Source organism: Photorhabdus sp. CRCIA-P01, from assembly GCF_003545805.1.
Lineage (GTDB): Bacteria > Pseudomonadota > Gammaproteobacteria > Enterobacterales > Enterobacteriaceae > Photorhabdus > Photorhabdus antumapuensis.
In genome coordinates this window covers 25,470-46,192 of sequence record NZ_NMQR01000015.1, presented here as the reverse complement: position 1 = coordinate 46,192, position 20,723 = coordinate 25,470, and the positions used below count along the sequence as shown (strand labels likewise).

At 41.4% G+C, this 20,723-nt stretch carries 15 protein-coding genes and 2 pseudogenes; 11 read left to right on the top strand and 6 right to left on the bottom strand.

What is annotated here, in order from left to right; translation table 11 throughout:
* Positions 1 to 72: 72 nt before the first annotated feature.
* On the top strand, positions 73 to 1,119 hold the full coding sequence (gene nagZ, locus D3222_RS11325; RefSeq protein WP_118986250.1) for a beta-N-acetylhexosaminidase: 1,047 nt from the start codon (positions 73 to 75) through the stop codon (positions 1,117 to 1,119).
* 244 nt (positions 1,120 to 1,363) lie between these two features.
* Positions 1,364 to 2,668, top strand: coding sequence for an NAD(P)/FAD-dependent oxidoreductase (locus D3222_RS11320; RefSeq protein ID WP_118986249.1), 1,305 nt, complete (start codon positions 1,364 to 1,366; stop codon positions 2,666 to 2,668).
* Positions 2,669 to 2,753: 85 nt separating this feature from the next.
* On the opposite strand, the gene D3222_RS11315 is transcribed toward D3222_RS11320, so the two are convergent.
* Positions 2,754 to 4,430 (bottom strand): S8 family peptidase, encoded by a 1,677-nt coding sequence (locus D3222_RS11315; RefSeq protein WP_118986248.1) that lies wholly within the window; start codon positions 4,428 to 4,430, stop codon positions 2,754 to 2,756.
* Positions 4,431 to 4,701: 271 nt separating this feature from the next.
* Positions 4,702 to 5,006, bottom strand: a pseudogene (locus D3222_RS11310) (IS30 family transposase); the annotation flags it as partial.
* A gap of 439 nt (positions 5,007 to 5,445) precedes the next feature.
* On the opposite strand from D3222_RS11310, the gene D3222_RS25945 reads away from it, so the two are divergent.
* The 4 genes and pseudogenes from D3222_RS25945 to D3222_RS26710 all read left to right on the top strand — a co-directional run bounded on the left by D3222_RS25945 (position 5,446) and on the right by D3222_RS26710 (position 7,186).
* A complete protein-coding gene (locus D3222_RS25945; protein WP_232832487.1) occupies positions 5,446 to 5,751 on the top strand; it encodes a hemolysin secretion/activation protein in 306 nt (101 codons plus the stop codon).
* Positions 5,720 to 6,205 (top strand): annotated as a pseudogene (locus D3222_RS11295) (ESPR-type extended signal peptide-containing protein); the annotation flags it as partial. The gene D3222_RS25945 and the pseudogene D3222_RS11295, both read left to right, overlap by 32 nt.
* Before the next feature lie 203 nt (positions 6,206 to 6,408).
* Positions 6,409 to 6,891 (top strand): hypothetical protein, encoded by a 483-nt coding sequence (locus D3222_RS11290; protein WP_118986246.1) that lies wholly within the window; start codon positions 6,409 to 6,411, stop codon positions 6,889 to 6,891.
* Between the two features lie 175 nt (positions 6,892 to 7,066).
* Positions 7,067 to 7,186 (top strand): Imm42 family immunity protein, encoded by a 120-nt coding sequence (locus tag D3222_RS26710; RefSeq protein ID WP_118986245.1) that lies wholly within the window; start codon positions 7,067 to 7,069, stop codon positions 7,184 to 7,186.
* Positions 7,187 to 7,499: 313 nt separating this feature from the next.
* Here the strand turns inward: D3222_RS26710 and D3222_RS11280 are convergent, their stop codons facing one another.
* From D3222_RS11280 to mfd, 3 genes are all read right to left on the bottom strand, one after another.
* Complete coding sequence (locus D3222_RS11280) at positions 7,500 to 8,345, bottom strand: TauD/TfdA family dioxygenase (protein ID WP_118986244.1); 846 nt, start codon at positions 8,343 to 8,345, stop codon at positions 7,500 to 7,502.
* 30 nt (positions 8,346 to 8,375) lie between these two features.
* Positions 8,376 to 9,353, bottom strand: coding sequence for an L-tyrosine isonitrile synthase (gene pvcA, locus D3222_RS11275; RefSeq protein WP_118986243.1), 978 nt, complete (start codon positions 9,351 to 9,353; stop codon positions 8,376 to 8,378).
* A gap of 925 nt (positions 9,354 to 10,278) precedes the next feature.
* Positions 10,279 to 13,725 (bottom strand): transcription-repair coupling factor, encoded by a 3,447-nt coding sequence (mfd, locus tag D3222_RS11270; protein WP_118986242.1) that lies wholly within the window; start codon positions 13,723 to 13,725, stop codon positions 10,279 to 10,281.
* A gap of 197 nt (positions 13,726 to 13,922) precedes the next feature.
* Between mfd and lolC the strand changes: the two genes are divergently transcribed.
* From lolC to pepT, 5 genes are all read left to right on the top strand, one after another.
* On the top strand, positions 13,923 to 15,125 hold the full coding sequence (lolC, locus tag D3222_RS11265) for a lipoprotein-releasing ABC transporter permease subunit LolC (protein ID WP_118986241.1): 1,203 nt from the start codon (positions 13,923 to 13,925) through the stop codon (positions 15,123 to 15,125).
* Complete coding sequence (lolD, locus tag D3222_RS11260; RefSeq protein WP_118986240.1) at positions 15,118 to 15,822, top strand: lipoprotein-releasing ABC transporter ATP-binding protein LolD; 705 nt, start codon at positions 15,118 to 15,120, stop codon at positions 15,820 to 15,822. The genes lolC and lolD overlap by 8 nt, the downstream gene beginning before the upstream one ends.
* Complete coding sequence (gene lolE / locus D3222_RS11255; protein ID WP_118986239.1) at positions 15,822 to 17,069, top strand: lipoprotein-releasing ABC transporter permease subunit LolE; 1,248 nt, start codon at positions 15,822 to 15,824, stop codon at positions 17,067 to 17,069. Before lolD ends, lolE begins: the two co-directional genes overlap by 1 nt.
* Before the next feature lie 92 nt (positions 17,070 to 17,161).
* Complete coding sequence (cobB, locus tag D3222_RS11250) at positions 17,162 to 18,004, top strand: Sir2 family NAD+-dependent deacetylase (protein ID WP_118986238.1); 843 nt, start codon at positions 17,162 to 17,164, stop codon at positions 18,002 to 18,004.
* A gap of 54 nt (positions 18,005 to 18,058) precedes the next feature.
* Positions 18,059 to 19,318 carry a peptidase T gene (gene pepT / locus D3222_RS11245; protein WP_118986237.1) on the top strand — a complete coding sequence of 420 codons (1,260 nt, stop codon included), beginning with the start codon at positions 18,059 to 18,061 and terminating at the stop codon, positions 19,316 to 19,318.
* A gap of 270 nt (positions 19,319 to 19,588) precedes the next feature.
* On the opposite strand, the gene D3222_RS11240 is transcribed toward pepT, so the two are convergent.
* A complete protein-coding gene (locus tag D3222_RS11240) occupies positions 19,589 to 20,710 on the bottom strand; it encodes a ribosomal protein uL16 3-hydroxylase (RefSeq protein WP_118986236.1) in 1,122 nt (373 codons plus the stop codon).
* Positions 20,711 to 20,723 lie beyond the last annotated feature (13 nt).

Here is a 20,723-nt window from a genome sequence, read left to right as displayed (position 1 = left end):
TGTGACTGGGGTGAGTGAAAGTAGCCAACAAAGCAGCAGCTTGAAAGATGAAGGGTATAAGTGAGGAATGTTATGGGTCCAGTCATCTTAGATGTTGTCGGTTATGAATTGGATAATGAAGAAAAGGAAATTTTGCAACATCCATTAGTGGGCGGATTAATTCTATTTACTCGTAATTTTTATGATGCTGAGCAATTACGTGAATTAGTACGTCAAATTCGTAAGGCTTCCCGCCATCGTCTTGTGATTGCTGTTGATCAAGAAGGTGGCAGAGTTCAGCGTTTCCGAGAAGGTTTCACTTGTTTACCGGCGGCTCAATCTTTTGCTGGATTGAGTGACAATCTCCATGGCACTCAATTGGCGCAAGAGGCGGGCTGGTTGATGGCGTCTGAAATGATTGCTATGGATATCGATATCAGCTTTGCGCCAGTTTTGGATTTAGGTCACCAGTGTGTGGCTATTGGTGAACGTTCATTCCATGAAGATCCTGAACAGGCCAAGATAATGGCGGAGCACTTTATTAAAGGCATGCACTCTGCTGGCATGAAATCGACGGGTAAACATTTTCCGGGGCATGGTGCTGTTAATGCTGATTCTCATAAAGAAACTCCCCGCGATGATCGCCCGTTAGAAGCGATTTGTCGTCATGACATGTCTATTTTCCGTGATTTTATCCAGCGTAATTTATTGGATGCGATTATGCCGGCTCATGTGATCTATTCTCAGGCAGATGAGCATCCCGCCAGTGGGTCGTCATATTGGTTAAAATCAGTGCTGCGTCAGCAATTGGGCTTTAATGGTGTGATATTTTCCGATGATCTCTCTATGGTGGGGGCGGAGATGATGGGAAGTTACGTTGAACGCGGACAGACTGCACTCAATGCAGGTTGTGACATGATTTTGATATGTAATAACCGTGATGGGGTGGTTAGCGTGCTTGATAATCTGCCGTTGACCAAAGTGGAAAAATTATCAGACTTGTATCATCGAGGCGGTCAATATAGCCTGAATGAGTTAAAGAATTCAAAGCGTTGGCAGCAGGCCAATAAAGCATTAACGGTTTTACATGAGAAATGGCAGTGTTGTGGAAAAGTTCCCAACTTGTCTGAGAAGAAATAGGGGAATACGGGTGAGTTACATACTCCCCGTTTATCGAATCTGGTGTGCGCTATTACCTATCCGGTTTTCTGATGTTTATTTATTCAAAAGAATTTGATGTTGTTCAATTTTGGTATGACCAACTAACCAGCCGTGATATTCTGGTACTATCACATCAGTTATTTATTTCAAACTAAATGTTATCTAAGGATATTGTTTTAATATCCTTAGATAACATTTGATTTACATTTTTAGTGGAGTAGTCATGTCAACACCAAAGAAGAGAATTGTGATCATTGGTGGAGGTGCTGGTGGTTTGGAACTGGCAACCAGTCTGGGGCATAAGTTGGGTCGTAAAAAGAAAGCAGAAATTGTGCTGGTGGATCGTAACCAAAGTCATTTATGGAAGCCGTTATTACATGAAGTGGCAACAGGTTCCCTTGACGATGGGGTTGATGCGTTGAGTTATCTGGCTCATGCTCGTAACCACTATTTCAGTTTCCAATTAGGGACGTTGACTGATATTCACCGTGATAGCAAAAAAATTACTTTGACTGAGATCAGGGATGAATATAACGAAGTACTGGTTCCTGAACGTGAATTGAGCTATGACATTCTAGTTATGGCCTTGGGAAGTACATCTAATGATTTTAATACACAAGGTGTGAAAGAGCACTGTATCTTCCTGGATAACCCACACCAGGCTCACCGTTTCCATAATGAAATGTTAAATCTGTTTCTTAAGTATTCTGCAAACTGTGGTCAGCAAGATAAGGTTAATATTGCTATCGTTGGCGGTGGTGCGACAGGTGTTGAGTTATCAGCGGAATTGCACAATGCGGTAAAACAGCTTAACAGTTATGGTTTTGAAGGGCTGAATTCAGAAGCGTTGAACGTGACGTTAGTCGAAGCAGGGGAGCGAATTTTGCCTGCATTGCCGGCACGTATTTCTGCTGCGGCACATCAGGAACTCACAAAACTTGGCGTTCATGTATTAACCAAAACTATGGTGACCAGCGCTGATGAACGCGGGTTGAATACTAAAGAAGGTGAGCTGATTAAAGCTGATCTCATGGTATGGGCTGCTGGTATCAAAGCACCTGATTTTATGAAAGATATTGCCGGTCTTGAAACTAACCGGATTAATCAGCTAGTGGTAAAGCCAACTCTGCAAACGACACTTGATGATCATATTTTTGCCATTGGTGATTGTGCGTCATGTTCAAAGAAAGAGGGGGGTTTTGTCCCACCAAGAGCACAGGCAGCTCATCAAATGGCTAGCCGGTGTTACAGTAATATTATTGCGTTGCTGAATGACAAGCCGTTAAAAGAATATACCTATAAAGATCATGGTTCATTAGTGTCATTATCTAAATTCAGTACGGTAGGTAGTTTGATGGGTAATTTGATGCGTGGTTCAATGATGATAGAAGGACGTGTAGCCCGTGCTGTCTATATCTCTTTATATCGTATGCATCAGGTAGCTTTACATGGTTATATTAAAACTGGTTTGATGATGCTTGTTGGTGGCATTAACCGTGTAATTCGTCCACGATTAAAATTGCATTAATTATTTAGTTGTATAAGGCCACCCGTGGAATAACGGGTGGCCCTGATAAAGCATCACTGCTTTAACCTGAAATCATTAACTTTAATTAAGAAAGCAGATGATCAACTAATTTGAAGGCATTTGCAATATTTGGTCGCGTGCCGATTCCTTGTGGTTCTCCTATTGCAAAACCGCTACTTCTAACCAGTGTTGCTATTTGAGTGCAATTAAAATATTTATGGTATTTTGATTTAGCATAGGACTGAATAAGCGCTAATGCACCTGCGACTAAAGGTGTAGCACTGGATGTGCCATTATAACTGCGAGTATAATTTCTATTATTTCCTGGTAGGTACTGTAAGTTTGTATACCCGGTAGTTGTGACATTCTCACCCCAAGAGTTTAAACTGGTGTGAAGATTATGATTGGAAAAGCCTAACCTGTGTCCATTAATTGATGTACAGGCACCGATCATAATACCGCCAGGATCGCCATAATTAGGGAAAGTGAAGTCATAGGCTAAATTAATACCACTATTACCAGAAGCGAAAATAATGATTGCTCCTGCATCAACACAACTTTTTATTTTTTGCCAATTAGATTTGAGATAGGTGAAAGGATAATATCTATTATTGGCAACAGTTTGAATATTTAAACTAATAATATCTCCTGGTAAAAAGCTATATATGATTTTATCAAAATCATCGACGTCATAAAAACGGAATTGACATTCGTGGGCAATACCTGTCACACCGAATTTATTATCTTTTGCAGCAATACAGCCGGTGGCTGCGGTGCCGTGATTACAATCTTGTGTTTCTGGGCGGCTGTTGATAACTGTAATATTACCAACTAAATCTTCATGGTTTCTATAAACGCCAAAATCAAGATGGTGTACAGTGACGCCTTTGCCTTTATAACCTTCATCCCAGGCATTTCTAATATTCATACCTATGTGTTCGTCTAAATATCCCTGTAGATGTGAAAAATCAGGTGTAACGATATGAGTAGTATCAAATTCAGGAATTATCGTTTCCTCTTCGGACAGAAGTAAGGGTGGTGGTGGTAGCTCTTTTAAAATCGGCGTAAGAGAGCAAAATTCGACATAATCCAGTTCCTCCAGTTCGTTAGCTAACTTGACTAAATCAGCATGATTAATATCAGCATCTATCTTGTAGAGGTAAGTTAATTTACTGAATTCTGGTGTTTTCCAGGTTTTCTTATCTAAATCTTCTTGATTAAAAACCGGTTTTATCTCTATTGCGTTTTTATATGAATTAAAAATAGGTAATAAATTATCTTTTTCTATTTCAAATCGTTTTAATCCATCTGGGGAAAACATAATCTCAAGATTATACTTCAAATTCTTATTTGGGATATCATTGTGTCCTTTCAAAGAGATAGTGTTACCTTTGGAGGGCATCTGTTTCGGTGGTATATGGTTAATGTTGATATTATCCGTTTTGTCTTTATCTATATCATCGATTTTTTTATCGATATCAAACAAAAAGTCTGATTCTTTTATTTCTATATCCTCTGGTGTAAGCGCGGCAATTTTTTTACCATCTTTTTTGATGGTAGTTTCTATTGTATAATTTGCGGCTTTAAGTGAAGTCAAACAGATGAGTTGATTATCTTCACTATAACATTCATATATCTCTTTTGTATTTGAATTGGTTACGGTGTATTTTATTTCTGTATCGCTACTAATTTCACCGTGACATTTAAGATATAAATTACCGTCAAATTTTGCAGATTGAAAATACTCAAGGGATATGGACATTTTCATTCTCCTCTTTGGTTAATTTCCTCCTCAGTATAACTATATTCGGGTATTTCAAATTATTATTATTTCTTAGTCCATTGTTCTGTTAGAGAGTAACTGGGTTATCTATACTGATTATTACTGAATGTGATTTTAAAATTAATTTATAATTGCTTTAGTGAGAAAGTTATTTTTCTTAAAATAAAAAGTAGGTTTTTATGTAAGACGAGTAAGTTTGAATGACCTTATTAATAGTGTAGGATAGATTCACATAATAAGTACAACATCGTCACTCTGGAAGTAAACATATCCGTATTCCTTTAAATAATTCATTGGGTGTTTTCCCCATTGATATTTTCATTGATCTCCCCTTTCCCAAGGTGAATAAGGGTGAGCAAAGTAAATTTGTACCTCTAATTTTTCACTGATGAGTTCATACTCTGCAAACGCCAAACCGTTATCGAATGTGATAGTCTTAACCTTTTGTTTTAACCCGTATAACACTTTCACGGCAGCTTTCGCGACTTCTGATGCCTGTTTGCTATCGAGCTTAACGATAAGGGTATACGGCGTCTTGCGTTCAACGAGTGTTAATTGTCTGATGGCTATCTCCCAATCCGAAATAACATAGCGCCAGTTCTGCCAACCGAGCTAAAAAGAATCATCTGACCTAATCAGAAAAGATAATATCTCATCACCAATTTACGACAACTATCACTTTGAAAGTGATTTCATCATGAAATAAAACATCATAAATGTGATATTCATCACATAATTAACGCAAAAAATGAAATTAATTTGAAATTATTAATATTGGTTATTAAATGATTAATATTAATCTGTTTTTTATACAATGTTGTCACAAAATAATCACATTGGCCTGTTTTTTGCTTTTCACTATAACCCCTTGTTTTTGCTGCTATCTTAACCAATCCCCCTATTTTAGATGCCCGGTTGATCATCAATCCTAAGTATTGATCGCTAAGCTAAATTCGTGGTTAATACCGCTTCGACATTGTGGAATAGAAAGTCAATGAAAAGCAGTATTTTAGTGTTTGCGGTTTTTTGTAGCGTGGTTTCAGTCAGTCAGGCCGCAGACATTTCAGAACAACAACTTATTCATCAACAGGCACGCCAGCCAGCCCTGGAGGCTCAATTAACGCCACCCCCTGCGGAGGTTCACCTGTCTGTACCTGAAACCCGCCGGTTTCCAAACCTCCCCGGTCACGGCCGGATTCAACCTGTATTGGCAGTATTAATTCAAATAGCAAAACTGCCAGTGGGTAGTGTTGTGTGGAGCAAAAATCATGAACAAGCCGTTGTATCGTATTATCTTTAATCAGGCCCGCCAGATGTGGATGGTGGTGGCCGAGATAGCGCGGGCCGGGCGCGGGCGAACGGGACGTCGCGCTCGTCGCCCCTCTTCACCGCAACGTTGTTGTCGGCTTACTGCGCTACGGTTTGGGGTGTTATTCGCCCTTGGCGGGATTTCACTCACCGCACAGGCGGCGATTGTGGCCGACGGACAGGCGCCGGGGCGTCAGCAACCGACCCTCATTCGCAGCGCCAACGGCACGCCGCAGGTGAATATTCAGACGCCCGGTGCCGATGGCGTTTCCCACAACAGCTATCGCCAGTTTGATGTGGATAAACAAGGGGTTATCCTCAATAACAGCCATCAAGCCACGCAGACCCAACTCGGCGGCAGGGTGGCGGGTAATCCGTGGTTAGCCAAAGGGGATGCCAGCGTTATCCTCAACGAAGTCAACAGCCATGATCCCAGCCGCCTCAACCGGCGTTTTTCATGGTAATACTCAATACACTATCAAGATAATAAAAACAACAAATATTACTACGAACCATCTACTAATTCGTTTTATAGTTTTGATTCTTCAAAAAATAAAATACCTGCACCATCATCAGTAAATAACTTATTATCTGATTCGAAATTTCAGCAGGCGATTGACAAAGGTATGAAACAATATTTGGGGGAAAAATGATTAAATACAATCAGAAAATGGTTAGTTTTTTAGATGGATATATCAAGGAAGAGGTTGTAATGCCAAAAGTTCTTGCTGAATTCTTAAATTTAGGGTTCACAGTAAGTTCAAATGGTTGTGTATTTTTTTCTTCTATATGTCCTGTAGCTAGTGTGTCAAGCGAAAATAAAATTAATGGTCATGAAAATTTCTTTGATAAGACAGAGGAGGAGTGTTTTTATAATGAAATAAGATTAAGTGACTATTTGGAAAGCAATATTATAGATGTTGCTGTAAAATTCGCTTCTCTTATTATTACTAAACTAGAACAAGATCTTCCTTCTTTCAAATTCGAACTTATTCTTGTATTTGATGACTTTGAAGGGAAAATAGATTCTGTTATTAAACTACATATGATGAGAGAAAATGAAGTATCATACGTTGATGTTGACTCTTTAGACGAGTTTATTCAGCCTATACTTATATTGCAAACCAAATAATCTATTAGACTAAATAAAAAGTTGCGTCGGGGTGTTATTGGCCGGGAGTCAAACATAATGCCCTTAGCATGGAAAGTCTGTTTGACCCCGAAGGTGCTAAATATTTTGAAGGCGCGGGTTCACTGGCTCAAAAAATGGCTCAATCCGGGGCAACACCACTTGGTTTACCAGGAAAATGGAGATAATTATGATTTTTGGTGATCCAAATCACTTTGCCATACTTATAGAGTATTTATCTGATTGGAGCACAGAAAGTGGATATAGCAATGGCATAAACGTAATTTTATTACATTAGGCGACAACTACCTTGAAAAACGCCGTTAAAGAGCGAACTCCTTCGCGGTAATACGCAATTGGTTCTATTGGGGAACAATCACCTTTGAGTAATAATGCTAAATATATAGGTAGAGCTGATCAAATTCTATTGCCACGGAATTATCCTATGGATTGGGTGAAATCGATACGAAATGGAAAAACAGGTAATGTTTATATTTGGTGGAGTAGGCTAATAAGTGCAATTTTTTATAAAGATAGATCATTTGACTCCCAATATATGACAATGGGAGTCAAAGTAATAATCTTTCCAGTTCTTTATTTATATAAAAATACTATGATCTTAACGCTTGATTATTAAATGCCGGATTAGATTGAATGTGGACTCTCTGTAAATGCCGTTCTGATTTGGAAGTAAATCCTTCACGTCCATGTAGCAGAGAGAAATTATCCACAATCACTAAATCGCCTTTTTTCCATGCATGAGCATATAAATGACGTTTATCATATAGTATATTGATAAAATCTTGTTGAAATTCTGCTACTTGATTAGGGCTGATATTGTGATATTCAATAGCATGTTTATTTAGGAATTTTTCGCCATCTATTGCCGGTTCGTTATATCTGATAACGAATCCGTTTCCGTCCGGGTGTTCTTCCAGTAGAGGAGAATAAACTTCTCCACCATAATGAGTGACTTTATTAATGCGATAAGTAATCGATATATTTTTCCACTGTTCTAATTGCTGTTGAGTAGCATTAGCAACAACACGACGAGTATTGACAAAGGTTGTCCTGCCCCCTTGGTCGTTTTCAGGTGCGTGGGCGCAATGGAACATAATAAATTCGGGAATTGTCGGTTTATACATGCCATCCCAGTGCAACGGCATATAGCTGTTATCAAAAACGTGATCGGTAGCATCTTGGTGTTCACGAACATCTAAAATAGCACCAAACGGCCACATCATTATTTCTCCCCAATTACGGGCATATTCTTCATATTTTTCGTGATCAGATAAATCAGATTTGAAACCACGTAATATAAGCAGATGGTGTTTTCTAGCCAGTTCTTTCAGTTGTTCCACTGATAATGTATTAATATGTTGATCGGAATATTGAGGCGTAATTTTTAAACCAAAAGGGGTTGTCTCTTCTGTCTGAAAGTTATTTAATGCCGTCATCGTTATTTTCCTTTAAATTATAATTTCTCTTTAAATCACATAGTGACTGGGTTTTCCATGAATATCGACTAGTTTTCCACCCATCATCTGGACTTCTTTGTGTTTCATAAGTATAAATTGTCCATTTACATTGGCTGCGACACCATGCCAAGGGGTTAACCAATCATCCCGGGTTGGCATCATATGAATACCAAGTTTAATACTATTTGCTGGCTGAGGATGAATAGATAAACGTATGGCATTTGGAAAATGGGTATCTAATAAACTTCCCCACGCCCAACTTCGTTGAATAACACCGATGGCCCTTTGTTTGGCATCTTTTTGTAGAGCATTGTTTGAACCGGTATAGCCGGGTAATAAGCTGTCTTCATATAAGAAGCGGGTGACTGCACGATATAATTGTAATCCATCACTATTTTGCAACAGTTCGTCTTTGATAGATTCTTCCGAACGGGCATAATGTTTGACTAACATTTGCCTCTGTAAATTGAAATCATCACTATGTTCGCAGAGTTCTTTATCGTCATTAAGGTTAAATGTACTTAAATTGATAGCACCCACTTCATGAAGTAATTGTTTAATATCTTCATGATATTGGCTGATAACTGTATCACTGACGCGAATGAGATCACCAAAAACATGCCCATCAGAGCAAATAATAATACGGGCGCCAGGAGGATAATAAAGCTGAATACGTTGGCAAAGAGAATTAAGAAAAATCAAAGATAAGCGTTCTGCCATATCCGGAGCAGTACCAAGTACTTTATTTCTGTTTGGTGATTTGGTTGGGAATGCGGGTAAAATGAATTCGATAGGTTTTTTATTCCTGATAAAGTATTCAATTCTAGGTAATTGTACAGATTTAATAATCTCTTCTTCTTTAGCAGAGTCTCTCCCTGGATCAGTAAGGCGCCTACGATATTGCAATAATTCGCGCAGAATCTGCATGGAAATATTATTAAAGGAAACATTCTCGGATGTAATATTATTAACGGTGACACTTTGCATAATTATGGTTTCTCATACTTATTGTAATTATCCATTCTTTGATTTCTTTAGAAATAGATAAACAGCGGTTTTACTAATTGGTATAGGCGAAGTGTAAGATAATGCAATTAAAAGATGATATAATATTTAAGAATATCTAATAATTTATTTGGTAATAAACAATATGTTTGAATGTGATTTATATAATTAATCAATATATTTGATTGATTGTTACATTAAGGTACGGTTTTACAAGGCTATTAAAATGCCAGGTAACTGGTACGATCACTGTAATTAAATATTCTTAAAATTAAATTAGTGTAGGTAAAATGGGGCTGCCGACAAGTTCATATTGGCAATTTTTCCTAGAATTTGTCTTAAATAAGATAGGTAAGGCATTTTTCCTTTACTTGCTAATATATTTATAAAAATTATGCAAATTAGTTATTGCATAAGAAAAAATTATAAATTCAATGAAAGAAGAAGTCATTAAAGTAAAAAAACAAATTACTGCATGAGATTGATAATAAAGAGTATTATTACAACCATGACCATATTTGGTTATTATTTTTCGAAAACTAAGTTCACCCTTAATCCAATCGAATTAGTAATTCTTATTCTATACCCTTCATCTTTCAAGCTGCTGCTTTGTTGGCTACTTTCACTCACCCCAGTCACATAGTTATCTATGCTCCTGGGGATTCGTTCATTTGCCGCCTCGCTGCAACTCGAAATCTATTAGGTATATATGAATATACAATATGATTTTTATTTTAGAATAAATATTGATGAGTAAATTACAGCATAATTATTCAATAGCGCAGATGAAGATTGGTTTTGATTTTGACAGAGTTACGTGGAAGAGACAGAGAGCTGTACGATGTGAATTAAATTATGGTACTTCCCCACAGACTGACAAATCAATCATAGGGGAAGTAAAAGTGTCTTAAGAACAGAGTTGATGATGTTCAAAAGTATCAAGTAATTGCTGAATGAATTCCAGACGTGCCATTCTTTCGTTCAGATCAGAGATGAATTTCAGTTTAGCAGGGCCATCTAATCGGTAAATTTCAGGTTGTTTCTGTAACAGACCGATAAGATAAGTTGGATCAACTTTATTTTTCTCACTAAACTCGATGAACCCTCCTTTTTCATGGGCTTCTATTCGTTTAATACCTAATTTCTGAGCTAACAGGCGAATGGCTGCTGATTGTAATAAGTGGCGCCCCGGATCAGGTAATGTGCCGAACCGGTCTATCAATTCAACCTTCAATTCTGCTAATTCTGATGCGTCTTTGGCGCTGGCAATGCGTTTATAAAAAGACAAACGCATATTGACATCAGGAATATAATCATCAGGTAGCAAAATAGGCATCCGTAATTCAACGTCGGTTTGACTATTGGTCAAGTCTTCAAGTGAAGGTTTGCGGCCTGCTTTTAGTGCATCGACGGCGCTTTCTAACAGCTCCATGTAGAGAGTGAAGCCAATTGTTGTCATCTGACCACTTTGTTCTTCACCTAGGAGTTCGCCGGCTCCGCGAATTTCAAGGTCGTGAGTTGCCAGTGCAAAACCCGCACCTAAATCTTCAAGGGAGGCGATAGCTTCCAGACGTTTGTGTGCATCGACTGTCATTGCTTTCGGATGTGGTGTCAGCAGGTAAGCATAAGCCTGATGGTGAGAACGTCCGACACGCCCCCGCAATTGATGCAATTGGGCCAGGCCAAAATGGTCAGCACGTTCAATAATGATGGTATTGGCGCTTGGAATATCGATGCCTGTCTCAATAATTGTGGTGCAAATCAGAACATTAAATCGTTGATGATGGAAATCGGTCATCACCCGTTCCAAATCCCGTTCGCGCATCTGTCCATGACCAATGGCGATCCGTGCTTCTGGTACTAACTCTTCAAGACGCAGCTTCGCTTTTTCAATATTTTCAACATCATTATAGAGGTAGTAGACTTGACCACCGCGCAAAACTTCACGCAGTATGGCTTCTCGCACCACTAAACTGTCATACTCGCGCACGAAGGTTTTGACTGCCAGACGGCGAGCGGGCGGGGTCGAAATAATTGAGAGATCCCGCATACTACTCATTGCCATATTGAGCGTTCGTGGAATTGGGGTTGCGGTGAGGGTCAGAATATCGACATCGGCACGCATGGCTTTGATCTGCTCTTTGTGGCGAACACCAAACCGGTGCTCTTCATCGACAATTAATAAACCAAGGTCTTTCCAGCGCAAATCGCTTTGTAGCAGTTTATGTGTACCAATAATAATATCGACTTTACCTTCGGCTGCCATTTCAACGATTTGTTGCTGTTCCTTGGCGCTGCGGAAACGGGATATCATCTCAATACGTATAGGCCAATTAGCAAAACGATCACGGAAATTATCAAAATGTTGCTGAGCCAGCAGTGTTGTTGGAACCAAGATTGCCACCTGCTTGTCATTATGGACCGCCAGAAATGCGGAGCGCATTGCAACTTCGGTTTTGCCAAAGCCTACATCACCGCAAATTAAGCGATCCATAGCGACGGGCTGACACATATCATTCAGAACGGCGTTGATTGCCTGTTCTTGATCTGGAGTTGTTTCAAATGGAAAGCTTTGACAGAACAATTGGTATTGTTCCCAATCATGTTTAAAAGCAAATCCTGGTTTTACGGCGCGGTGAGCATAAATGTCAAGCAACTCCGCAGCCACATCGCGTACTTTTTCGGCAGCTTTCTGGCGGGCTTTGTTCCATGCCTCTCCGCCCAATTTATGTAATGGGGCATTTTCATCAGCACCACCTGCGTAGCGGCTGATCAAATGCAGGGAAGAGACCGGAACATAAAGTTTGTCGTCGCCAGCATAACTCAGGATCAGATATTCAGCTTTGATACCCCCTGCTTCCAGCGTAGTTAGCCCCTGGTAACGGCCAACGCCATGTTCCAAATGGACTACTGGTTGACTGGGGCGTAATTCTGCAAGGTTACGGATCAGGGTATCGGTATTAATTGTGCGGCGGGTGTCTTGACGGCGGCGAACAACACGTTCACCGAGCATATCGCTTTCACAGATCAGAGCCAGTTCATTCTTTGTATCGATAAAACCATGTTCAGCGGCACCAATCATCAAAAAGTGACCTGGCTGTTGTGCTTGATGCAATTTGCTGATTTTAATGGGTTTAATCTTTATTCGTGACAATAATTCCTGTAACGTTTCTTTTCGTCCTTCGCTCTCGACAGAGAAAATAACGCGGCCACTGAATTGTTCAAGGAAACGGCGAAGCTTATCCAGCGGTGCCTTATTTTGCGCAACAACGGAGAGATCAGGTAGCGGTCGATAATCAAGATTTACGTGACTCGCTTTTTTGCTCAATTCTTCTGCTTTAAGTTGAATGCGGGGCCAGTTTTTTAGCGCTGAGAATAAATTATCAACCGGAAGCCAAAGCTCTTCTGGGGGTAAGAGAGGGCGCATTGGATCAACTTTACGGCTCTCAAAGCGTTGTTGGATGTCCTGCCAAAAACGTTCAGCGGAATGGTTTATTTCTTGGCTGATAAGCAGGGTGTTATCGGGTAGATAATCAAATAATGAAGGCAAGGGTTGGCTGAAAAACAATGGTTGCCAGTATTCTATCCCGGCGGGTAACGTACCTTTACTGACTTGCTGATAAATATGCTCACTGTCACGACGGACTTCAAAACGTTCCCGCCACTGGCTGCGAAACAGTTCAATAGTCTCTTTGTCTGTTGGGAATTCATGAGCAGGCAGTAGGTTGATTTGCTTAACCTCAGTCAGCGTGCGTTGGCTGTCAACATCGAAAATGCGTAAGCTATCGATTTCATCATCGAAAAAATCAATACGATAGGGATGCTCACTTCCCATTGGAAAAAGATCAAGTAGTGCGCCACGAGTAGCAAATTCGCCGTGTTCAAGAACTTGTTCGACACTACGATAGCCAGCCTGTTCTAATTCAGTACGGAGTTTATTCCGTGAGAGCCTCTGATCTTTGTGCATAACTAGTGCATGCCCGTTAAGGTACTCATGAGGGCAAACCCGTTGCATTAAGGTATTTATCGGCAGGATTAGAACACCTTTGGTCATCGTCGGCAGACGGTAAAGTGTAGACAGACGGTTGGAAATGATTTCCTGATGAGGAGAAAAGCTGTCATACGGCAGTGTTTCCCAATCGGAAAGGAGATCAACAGGGCAGTCGGTAAACTGATGGATTTCATCATGCAGACGTAAGGCGTTTTGCATATCCTTGGTTATCAGTACGACAGGGCCTTGATGGCGTTCGACAATTTCAGCACACTCTACAGCGCAAGCGGCACCAGTCAGTTGGCCTAATTGACAGTTATCACCGCGACGTTCGGGAAGTTCATAACGATATTTTGAGGACATAAGCGTAAATGTGTTCTCTATGATTCAGTCCATTCCCAACAGGCTTTCGATACATAATGGTCTTCGAGTAAACACGCTGGCTGGTTGAGAGAAAATAAAAAAACCACAGAATCTGGATGTTGGTGGTTCCATAAAATATAACTACCCTTTATTATCCCCGAACACTTTGCTTTGGCAACAGGGGCGTAACAGATTTCATGTTTCAATCTGTCTCATTATTTATAGGTTTGCGGTATATGCGTGGTCGGGCGGCTGATAAATTTGGTCGGTTTGTTTCCTGGCTGTCAGCAATTGGCATTACTCTCGGTGTTGCCGCATTAATTACAGTATTGTCCGTGATGAATGGTTTTGAGCGTTCACTGGAAACCAGTATTCTTGGCTTTATGCCACAGGCGGTTGTGACGTCGGTAAACCACTCGCTAGACCCAAAAGCGCATCCTGCCAGTGAACTTGCGGATCTAAAGCAGGTTAACAGGATTACGCCATTGGTGACGGGTGATGTTGTATTGCAAAGCGCCCGGAATGTCGGTGTTGGTGTGATGTTGGGTATCACTTTTGATGAATATGAGCCGCTGACTGAATATTTAACCAGCGCTTATCGTCATCAACTTGCACCCGGTAGCTACAATGCTATTTTGGGCGAAAGACTGGCCGGGGAGCTTGGGGTAAAACGTGGTGATCGCATTCGCCTGATGGTACCTGGTGCAAGTCAGTTGACACCCATGGGGCGTATTCCTAGTCAGCGTCTATTTACTGTTATTGGCACTTTTGCGTCTAATAGCGAGGTCGATGGCACGCAGATTCTGGTTAATCAGCAAGATGCCGCTCGTCTGATGCGCTATCCGCTAGGTCACATTACTGGCTGGCGTCTCTATCTCTCAGAACCCTTGGCTGTAGATAGTTTGAGCTTACAAACCATGCCTGAAGGGTTGTTGTGGAAGGATTGGCGCGAACGTAAAGGTGAGTTTTTCCAAGCGGTAAGGATGGAAAAAAATATGATGGGCTTATTGTTAAGCCTGATTATTGCTGTGGCTGCATTCAATATCATCACTTCGCTTGGTTTACTGGTAATGGAAAAACAGGGAGAAGTGGCGATTTTGCAGACACAGGGACTGGTACGTCGTCAGGTTATGGCGATTTTTATGATCCAGGGAGCGGGAGCCGGGATCATCGGCACTTTACTGGGAACTGGGCTTGGTGTTCTGCTTTCCAGTCAGCTTAATAACTTAATGCCACTGATTGGCTTATTGACCTCAGGTGTTGAGCTGCCTGTTGCCATTGAGCCGTTACAGGTTGCTACAATCGCAATGTCAGCGATGGCGATTGCTCTATTGTCTACGTTATATCCTTCTTGGCGTGCTGCTGCCATCCAACCTGCTGAGGCTTTGCGTTATGAATAATCAACCACTACTGTTGTGTAATAATCTGTGTAAAAAATATCAGGAAGGGCAAGTACTGACCGAAGTGCTGAAAAATGTCACTTTTGCTATCAATCAGAGTGAAATGATGGCGATTGTGGGAAGTTCCGGCTCAGGTAAGAGTACGCTTCTGCATTTGCTTGGTGGGTTGGATACACCGACTTCTGGTGAAGTCCTTTTTAAAGGGCACTCTTTGAATACAATGTCCCCCGGAGCCAGAGCAGAATTGCGTAATCATGAATTGGGCTTTATTTATCAATTTCACCATCTGTTGCCAGATTTTAATGCGATAGAGAATGTCGCCATGCCACTGTTAATTGGTGGTAAAAATCGTAGTCAGGCACAGAAGAAAGCATTAGAAATGCTGGCGGCTGTTGGTCTGGAGAAGCGTGCTCATCACCGCCCATCAGAATTATCAGGAGGTGAACGCCAGCGTGTGGCAATTGCCAGAGCGTTGGTTAATGAGCCCGCTTTGGTTTTAGCGGATGAACCTACCGGTAACCTTGATTTACGTAATGCAGATAGCATCTTTGCATTACTGGGTGAGCTTAACCGGCAGCAAGGCACGGCATTTCTGGTTGTCACCCATGATTTGAATCTCGCCGGTAGATTAAATCGTCAGGTGGAGATGCGTGATGGTTATTTACAGGATGAATTGACCCTGGCGGGGGCGTTGTAATGGTGAATTTGCCTCTCTCCTTGGTCACTGCCTTGCGATTTAGTCGTGGGCGCCGCCGTGGCGGTATGGTATCTCTGATTTCAGTGATTTCAACCTTAGGGATTATGCTTGGTGTCGCTGTTCTCATTATTGGTTTGAGTGCCATGAATGGTTTTGAACGAGAATTGAGAAACCGCATTTTGTCTGTTGTTCCTCATGGTGAAATCTATACGGTTCATCAGCCTTTTGAACAGTGGCAGCCTGCATTGGAACGGGTAAAAAACACCACCGGTGTGGTTGCCGCTTCACCTTATATTACTTTCACTGGATTGATGGAAAAAGGTGCCAGCTTGCATGCTGTTCAGGTGAGAGGAGTTGATTTAACCACTGAGTCGCAAGTCAGCTCATTACCCCAGTTTGTGCAAGATAATGCCTGGCAAAATTTTCAAGCGGGTCATCAACAGGTCATTCTGGGACAGGGAGTTGCTAATGCTTTGAAAGTTAAGCAGGGTGATTGGTTGACTGTTATGATCCCGAACAATGATCCCGAAATGAAGCTGTTGCAACCAAAGCGGATTCGTTTACAGGTTAGCGGAATTTTTCGATTGAGCGGCTTGCTTGATCATAGTCTGGCTCTGGTTCCTTTGGCCGATGCTCAACAATATTTGGATTATGGGCAAGGTATCACTGGCATTGCGATCAAGGTTGATGATGTGTTTGCCGCTGATCAACGGGTAAGGTCTGCCGGGGAAGCATCACGGGAATATGTCTATATCAGTAGTTGGATAAGAAGCTATGGCTATATGTATCATGATATTCAGATGGTACGTAGCATTATGTATCTGGCGATGATTCTGGTGATTGGCGTGGCATGTTTTAATATCGTTTCTACCCTGATTATGGCGGTAAAAGATAAAAGCAGTGATATTGCTATCCTGCGAACTCTCGGCGCTAAAGATAGGCAAGTTAGAGCGGTTTTTCTCTGGTATGGGTTACTAACGGGGATGACGGGCAGTATTGTCGGTGCTATGGCTGGCGTGTTGGCATCACTGAATCTGACGGCGTTTATTCATGGGCTGGAAAAGCTGATCGGGCATCAATTTCTTTCCGGTGATGTTTACTTCATTGATTTCCTGCCATCTGAGTTGCATGGCATGGATGTTCTGTATGTTCTGGCGACGGCTTTGATTTTGAGTTTACTGGCAAGTTGGTATCCAGCAAGACGGGCAAGTAGACTTGATCCGGCACGAATTTTAAGTGGGAAATAATCAATCTATTATTGGCATGAGCTAACCAAAAGCGTTATGGTGTAAAAAACAGAAACCTAAGCAGTATTGAAGAAATCTTAAAGGAAATCAGTATGCGAGTTCGTCGTCGGCTTAGTCGGCTTCGTAAGGTTAAGCGTTTGAGGCATCAGAGGTTTCGTAGCCGGATTTTTTATAGGGATAATCGATTGGCGCTTAATATGAAAAAACCTTACATCGTGGTATTGACAGGTGCCGGCATTTCGGCTGAATCAGGTATTCGGACTTTCCGTTCCTCTGATGGGTTGTGGGAAGAACATCGGGTGGAAGATGTTGCTACACCTGAAGGTTTTCAGAAAGATCCAGAATTGGTGCAGGCATTTTATAATGCTCGGCGTCATCAGCTTCAGCAACCAGAAATAAAACCGAACGCAGCGCATTATGCTTTAGCCGCGCTGGAGCATGAGCTTGGCGATCATTTTTTGTTGATTACCCAGAATATCGATAATCTTCATGAGCAAGCGGGCAGTTATCGCACTGTGCATATGCATGGTGAGTTGCTCAAAATTCGTTGTTGCCAATCTGGGCAAGTGTTTGAGTGGACAGACGACTTGGCGGCAGATGAACGTTGCCATTGTTGTCAGTTCCCTTCGCCATTGCGTCCACATGTCGTTTGGTTTGGTGAAATGCCTTTGGAGATGGAACAGATCTACTCTGCTCTGGCTCAGGCAGATATTTTTATCGCTATTGGTACCTCTGGTCATGTTTATCCTGCGGCTGGATTTGTACATGAAGCTAAACTAGCTGGGGCGCGCACGGTAGAGCTGAATCTAGAACCGAGTCAGGTAGAAAGTTTATTCGATGAAAAGCATTATGGACCAGCCAGTAAGATAGTAGATGAGTATGCTCGAAGGTTAATTGATAGTATTAAAGAATTTAAAGCTGATTTGACGCAATAATTATTGTGTTTCTCTTCCTCATAATGGGTAACAAAATCCCTGGGGAAGAGAATAATGGACAGATTACTAGAACGTTTTTTTAAATACATATCTTTTGATACTCAGTCAAAGCCGTCAGCAAAGACGATTCCCAGTAGTCATGGGCAGCTCGAACTCGCCAAAGCGCTGAAACAGGAGTTGATTGAATTAGGTTTTTCCAATGTGGTACAGGATTCTCATGGCTGTGTTATGGCAACATTACCTGCTAATACATCTTGGCCTGTACCTGTTATCGGTTTTATTGCTCACCTTGATACTTCACCTGATTTCTCTGGAAAAAATGTAAGTCCACAAATGCTGGAAAATTATCGAGGTGGTGAAATTGCTTTGGGTGCGGGTAATGAAGTGTTATCGCCGGTTATGTTTCCTATCTTGCATAACATGTTGGGGAAAACACTGATTACCACCGATGGTAAAACATTGCTTGGTGCTGATGATAAAGCGGGTATTGCAGAAATCATTACGGCAATGGTTCGTCTGAAAAATAGCAATATCTTACATGGTGATATTCGGATTGCGTTTACACCTGATGAGGAGATAGGTAAGGGATCACGTTACTTTGATATTAATTCATTTGATGCTCAGTGGGCATACACCGTAGATGGTGGTGGTGTAGGTGAACTGGCATTTGAAAATTTCAATGCAGCGGTAGTAACCGTTAAGATTGTTGGCAATAATGTTCACTCTGGTAGTGCTAAAAATGTGATGATCAATGCCTTATCGCTGGCGATCCATATCCATCAGGCATTACCATCGGAAGAGACACCGGAACATACCGATGGATATGAAGGCTTCTATCATTTGCAACGTATTAAAGGCACGGTTGAATGTGCTGAAATGCACTATATCATTCGTGATTTTGATCGGAATAACTTCGAAGAACGTAAAAGGAAGATGATTAAAATTGCTGAAAAAGCCGGTGAAGGGTTGCATCCTGGCTGTTGTATCGAACTGACTATCAATGACAATTATTACAATATGTATGATGAAGTGATCAAATATCCGCATGTTATTGAGATCGCCAAACAGGCAATGCTGGATTGTAATATTGAACCCGTTATTAAACCCATTCGTGGTGGTACTGATGGGGCACAATTGTCATTCCGTGGTTTGCCTTGCCCAAATATATTCATGGGAGGGTATAATTATCATGGCAAGCATGAATTTGTTTCATTGGAGGGAATGGAACAGGCTGTGAGTGTTGTCATGCGTATTGCTGAATTAACGGCACTGTTGTCTAAAAAAGTTGAGAAAACTACAAGAGCTTTACACTAATCCTGGCGCCACAAGTTTTTGCATTTACGTGGAGGTGACCTGGCTGATAAATATGCCAGTCACTTTTCCATGAGTTAAATGGTATTCAATCGAGTTTAACGATATTTAAAATTTTCTCAGGTGGATATAACGATGATTAAAGCAATGACTATTAAGACAACTTTCGATAACTGCCTCTTAATCGGAAGATCTGATTAAAAGGCAGTGAGGTAATAACCGGGTGAGAAGTGACACGGAATTATTTAAAGGGTCACCTTTTGTGATGATACATTAATCATTAAAGTACCAGTAGCCACTGTTGACCAATGCAGTGAGCAGGCTGATAAAACGCACATCATCTATCGCTTCACCCAGCATTTCTGCATTAATCTCATAATAGTGGCAAAGAACATCAGCGGCTTTAATATGAGGTGTCTCTATTAATTCACCGTTAACAAAGCACTGATCACCAACCCTTATAACCCGTAATCCGTTAAGACGGTGGAGATTTTCACCTTGTTTCATTAATTCATAAATTTCATCACTTTCATAGGGTGGCTCGGGTGGAGCAATATCAAGTTCATGCCGTGACTGAGAAATGAATTCACCAAACCATTGCTGGAAAGTGTCAGGCTGTGCCAATAACTCATTCATCATGGCGTGTAGCGCTGATAGTTCATGCGGCTGGACCAGCGCCGGATTTTCGCGGAAAGTCAGATTGGGATCGCAATAACGATAGCTGCCTAAATCATTAGCCAGTACATAATCGGCGAAGCCACTGAACAGTTCTCGGGAATTTGGGGCACGGAAACCAACTGAATAATTTAGTGAATCTTCGATGGCATAACCTTCATGCGGAAATCCAGGTGGGATGTAGAGAATATCGCCTGGTTCCATCTCTTCGTCAATAATGGCATTAAAGGGATCGACCTGTAATAGATCGGGGTGAGGGCAGCGCTGTTCCATTGGTAGCTTTTCCCCAATGCGCCAGCGACGGCGGCCCATTCCTTGAATGATAAACACATCGTATTGGTCTAGATGTGGACCAACACTACCACCGGGAACGGAGAAGGACACCATCAGATCGTCTATCCGCCAGTCAGATAATACGCGGAATGGTTGCATTAATGCGGCGGAAGGATGGTGCCAGTGATTAACCGCTTGTACCAGCAGTGACCACTCTTTTTCACCTAAATGATCGTAACTTTCGAATGGACCATGAGAGACATCCCAACGGCCATTTTTCTGGCTGACTAAGCGGCAGTCAACTTCATTTTCCATAGCCAGACCCGCTAATTCATCGGGAGTAAGGGGATCAATGAATTGACGGAAGCCTTGTTTAATCAGTAAAGGCCGTTTTTGCCAATGATTATGCAAAAATGCCTGCCAGTCCAGATTCAACTGATAGTCCATAGTGACATCCTGA